The sequence below is a fragment of the Variovorax paradoxus genome (assembly GCF_000834655.1).
Taxonomy (GTDB): domain Bacteria; phylum Pseudomonadota; class Gammaproteobacteria; order Burkholderiales; family Burkholderiaceae_C; genus Variovorax; species Variovorax paradoxus_F.
Genome location: NZ_JXQQ01000057.1, coordinates 1 through 698, shown reverse-complemented (window position 1 = coordinate 698; position 698 = coordinate 1). Strand labels below are relative to the sequence as shown.

The window sequence follows — 698 nt, the reverse complement described above, 5'->3', positions numbered from 1 at the left end:
GGCGCGCCGTTGGCGTCGCCTTCGAGCGTGATGGTCGGCACGCCGATCACCGGCGCCTTGGCCAGGCGATCTTCGAGCGACTGGTACTTCGCTTCGCCGTCGGCCAGGCCCAGGCGCCAGCGGTAGTTGTGCACCGTGATGGCCACGTGGTCGGGGTTCTCGAACGCGACGGCGCTGCGATCGAAGGTGGCCGCGTCGAAGTTCCACTTGGGCGATGCGATCTGCCAGATGAGCTTGGCGAAGTCGTGGCGGTTCTTCTCGTAGCCCGCACGGCCGCGCTCGGTCGCGAAGTAGTACTGGTACCACCACTGCAACTCGGCCTGCGGCGGCAGGGGCGTCTTGCCCGCCTCCTGGCTGCCGATGAGATAGCCGCTGACCGACACCAGCGCCTTCACGCGCTCGGGCCACAGCGCGGCCATGATGCACGCGGTGCGCGCGCCCCAGTCGCAGCCGGCCACCGTGGCCGCCTGGATCTTCAGCGCATCCATGAGCGCGATGATGTCCACGGCGACCACCGACTGCTGCCCGTTGCGCGGCGTGTCGGCCGAGAGGAAGCGGGTGGTGCCGTAGCCGCGCAGGTACGGCACGATCACGCGGAAGCCCGCGGCGGCCAGCTGCGGCGCGACGTCCACGAACATGTGGATGTCGTAGGGCCAGCCGTGAAGAAGGATCACCGGCGCGCCGTTGGCCGGGCCGGC

The 698-nt window shown here is 69.8% G+C and carries 1 protein-coding gene; it reads right to left on the bottom strand.

Going from position 1 to position 698, the window contains the following annotated elements; translation table 11 throughout:
• A partial coding sequence (locus tag RT97_RS22390; protein WP_042581036.1) for an alpha/beta fold hydrolase occupies window positions 1-698 on the bottom strand: 698 nt, incomplete at both ends.